Origin of the sequence: Nostoc sp. 2RC, from assembly GCF_014222165.1 — a bacterium.
GTDB lineage: Bacteria > Cyanobacteriota > Cyanobacteriia > Cyanobacteriales > Nostocaceae > Nostoc > Nostoc linckia.
The window spans coordinates 1-4,099 of the sequence record NZ_JACKZU010000522.1; the positions used below are offsets into that span (position 1 = coordinate 1).

Sequence of the window (4,099 nt, forward strand, 5' to 3'; positions counted from 1 at the left end):
TCCCTATGCCCCATCCCCCATTCTCTATTGTTTCAATTGAAAGGCTAAATCAAGGTCATCTAAGGAATTAACATCTAACCAATTACCGCGAATGTAAAGTACTTTGATTGGTTTGCCTTGTTCGATTAAATAATTGCATAATTCAGGTAAACCCAAATTATTAAATTCCGATCGCGTTTGCAATTCATTGAGTGCTTCACTCACCCATTTTCTACCTTGAGTGCGTAAGCGTAACATTCCTATCCAGCGTCCGCAGGAATTTCCCAGTTGGGTTTCGGTGGCTTTGGAGATGTGCAACAAGTTAACATCTTGTCCAAAGATGGAAAGGTCATCTCGAACTGAACAATAAGCATAGTCAGGAGAACCGCTAACTGATTTACAGTTGATGACAGAATCAACCACGGCGACAATTTCTCCAGGACATTCTAATAAGTCTCGCAAGATATAACTTCTAAATAGTAAATCGCCATAAAGTATGAGCATTTCGTCAGCGAAGCTGTCTTGGGCGCAGGCTAAGGATGCTAATTCTCCGGTTGTTGCATAATCTGGGTTACAAATAACTTTTGTACCTGCAACGTTGATAGTTTCTGCTTTGTAACCTGCCACAACGGTGATATCGTTGATGCTAAGTTTTTTGAATTTATCAACTAAAAGTCTCAGCAGGGGTTTACCTCCAAGGGGTAACATGACTTTTGGTTTATCTAAAGTCAATCCTGCTAATTCTTGTCCTCTAGTAGCAGCTAAAACGATCGCTTGAGTATGGTGGCGTCCGTTGCTAAAATAACGTTTTTCGGCTTCTAAAAGTTCGTCGGCTCCTTGTAAGCGGAAAATTTCCTTGACTGGGGCGATGTCATCTTCAATGTTGATTAAAGTTTCACTGGCTTGAACTTCGCGGGCGATCGCTTGCATACTAGCAACAGCAGCTCGAATCATGTGGTTTGCCCAAATCACTAAATTAATTTGGGCTTTGCGAAACACATCGGTGGCGGTGCTGTAATATTTGGTCGGTATAATTACCAATGGAGAACGTCCCGCCCACTCTTTTGCAAAAGCTAGCACTTGGTCGGGACGAGATGATTTACTGTGAATCAGAATAGCGTCTGCTCCTGCTGCATGGTAAGCTTCAGCTCGCCGCAATGCTTCCGAAAGATCCCAACCAGCAATCAAAGCTTCCAGTCGGGCGATGATACAGAAATCTGCATGGGTTTGGCTATCTTTCCCAGCTTTAATTTTGCCGCAGAATTCATCGATATCAGCCAAGGCTTGGCGACTACCATTAATAAAGCTATTGGTTTTGGGAAAAAGTTTATCTTCTATACAAACTCCAGCAATACCCCGTTGTTCTAATTTTCTAACTAAGCGACGCATGTTATTAAAGTTGCCATAACCTGTATCGCCATCTAACAAAATAGGGATGTTGGTAACATCAGACATGAACTCTAGCATTTCTACAACTTGAGTCCAACTGGCTTCGTTATTGTCTCGAACGCCATATTGAGCCGAAACAGCTAATCCACTCGCCCAAATTCCCTTAAATCCAGCTTCTTCCACAATGCGGGCACTAATTCCATTGTGAGCTTCCATGATGAATTCCAGTTGAGGCGATTCTAATAATTGTCGCAGTTGAGAAAACTTACTTAATGACATTTGGGATTTTGAATTTTCGATTTCCGATTGTGCAAGAGTTAGCAAAGATGTTTTTTGAATATCCATTTGGCGCAATTATTTTCCAATTTGTATGGTTTTTGAGACGCGTTCAATCGCCTTTTTTACAAGTTCTTTTGGTCTTATTTCAACTGCATCTGACTTTAAATTTTCCCCTTTTTCTACTAGGTAATATCAGGTTTGTCTAATTATTTACAATAAAAACTTTGCATCTTTGCGCCTTTGCGTGAGATTTAATCATAATTATTTTGCCGAACATGACATAAGGAGGTTAGATTTCGCTTTGGTTTTACAAATTAGATGAACAGCCAGTATTAAGAATGAGTGCCAAAGATTTATTCACTCTATTCGGCAATAGATGAATCTTGTGTGTTTAGCTCGTTTTGATAGCTATGAATCAAACCTGTTTTACTTATGAATTTTCAATTATTTTGCAAGAATTTCTCTCTTATGTCATTTCAATTTGGGGTAAAATTTCGTTTTGGGCACGTTGAATATCTTCGGGAAAATCGATTTCAATCCAAGGTAAACCAGTGATATCTTCGTAACCAAATATTTCTGGAGTTTCTAATAGTAAATCACGAATTACTTCTTCATAAGGCTGGTGGTGCAGTCCGTTATTAATATATTGTTCTGTACGGCTGGCGAGTTGGCGAGCGATGGCATTTTCAAAACGAAAGAATCCCACGGATTCGCCAGCAAAATCATACAGGGTAAGAGCCACTTGTTTGCGAAACTCCACTAAATAACCATCTTTGACACATAGCTTTACGGGTTCATCCCCCACTTCAAAATCTCGATCCAACAGAAAGCAATTGGCGATATTTGTCTTTACTAGCCGTTCGATGATGTAGCGATCGCACAAAACATCTGCATCCATTAACAATAAATCATCAGCAGCAGCAACATCTTGACGTAAAGCCCACAAGCTGATAACACTACCTTTAGTATAGTCAGGATTGTAAACTGTAGTAACCCAGTTTTCGGCTCCCAATGCTTTGATTTCATCCTGAATTTTTTCTGCCTGGTAGCCCACGGCAATTACTACTTCGTCTATCTGATAATGACGAAGATATATCAAATGGCGCTCTAATAAAGATTTGCCGTTAAACTTCAGTAAGCATTTGGGTTGGATTTGCCCATCTTTCCCCAAGCGTTGTCCAACACCAGCAGCTAATATTATGGCTTTCATCGTCAAGTTACTAACTGAGTTACGATACTAAAAAACTGGGAAACTTTAAGAATTTTCCCAGTATTTTATGATGACTGTATTTTACTAAATTAAAGGTTTATTAAGTAATTCTTAATATACTAAGAAATAGTAACTCTCCATCACCCCTTTTTATGCATACTACTGACACGCAGGTAATCACTAACTCGGCTTTGCATAATTGCGGGATGATTTGAGAATTTGGGTGTTGTATAATCCCCACGTCAACTTCAATCATCCCCTGATTCAGTAACTTCACTAGACTCCTACAGAAACATTTGCCACAGAGCCATTATTGAGAATAGGTTGGCGGGTTTTGAGGTCAAATTTATAGCCGTGTGGCAAAATATGTAGCTTAGCTCCACAAATGGCCAAGGATTCGTCCTTCAAAATTTCTCCTACATTGTTATATGTAGCATCTGATTCATCGACAATTGTGACTGCACCTTCACCGATGACCTCAATTTGACTATCTGTGACAACCATTGCGGTATTCTCATCAATACCGAATCCCAAAACAGCCGGCTCTAGTACCAAAGCCGAAATTAAGCGCCCCAATCTTCCACGCTGAGAAAAATGTTGGTCAATTACGACTCCTGGTAGAAATGCCATACCAGGCCCCATTTCCACAGTTTCAATGCGAGGATGAGTTTGGGAGTCACCTTCAACGATCATTTTATCTGGCATCACAGCAGCTCCGGCGCTAGTACCTGCGATGACTGCGCCTTCCGCATAGCGTTTGTGAATCGCCGCATCGATGTCAGTGTCCTTGAGAATACTGGTGATGCGAGCTTGGTCTCCTCCAGTGAAAAATATTCCAGTTGCATTTTCAATAGCTTTCAATGCCGTGGATGAAGAAGCATCATCGCGAGTTTCTGTATCAACGATGCGGACATGCTCGGCTCCTAATCGCTCAAACACTCTAATATAATTTTCTCCCACCTCTCTCGGTAGTTCTGTCGCCGCCGTCATAATCACAATGTTAGCTTTTGTACCTCCAGCGCGGCGAACAAATTCCCGCAAAATCTGGCAATCGCCTTCTTTATCTTCGGCTCCGCCGATAATTACTAATTGTCGTTTCGGATTACTTTCTATCATAACGATCCCTGATTTGATGGAGATAAATTTCAATAAACCATGACAATTCCAGTTATAATATCTTCCTTGTGGAAGATTACTGAAAAAAACTAGTATGAAAATTAGTCATTACAATTAGACCAAAAG

At 40.5% G+C, this 4,099-nt stretch carries 3 protein-coding genes; all 3 read right to left on the reverse strand.

Features of this window, described 5'->3' with window-relative positions:
- Window positions 1-24: 24 nt before the first annotated feature.
- The gene (aepX, locus tag GNE10_RS32505) at window positions 25-1,713 is read right to left on the reverse strand and encodes a phosphoenolpyruvate mutase (protein ID WP_244918168.1); all 1,689 of its coding nucleotides are present in this window, start codon (window positions 1,711-1,713) and stop codon (window positions 25-27) included.
- Window positions 1,714-2,113: 400 nt separating this feature from the next.
- Window positions 2,114-2,857, reverse strand: a complete 744-nt coding sequence (locus tag GNE10_RS32510; RefSeq protein WP_185570125.1) for an NTP transferase domain-containing protein — start codon at window positions 2,855-2,857, stop codon at window positions 2,114-2,116.
- 276 nt (window positions 2,858-3,133) lie between these two features.
- Complete coding sequence (locus GNE10_RS32515) at window positions 3,134-3,973, reverse strand: cyanophycinase (protein ID WP_099072928.1); 840 nt, start codon at window positions 3,971-3,973, stop codon at window positions 3,134-3,136.
- Window positions 3,974-4,099 lie beyond the last annotated feature (126 nt).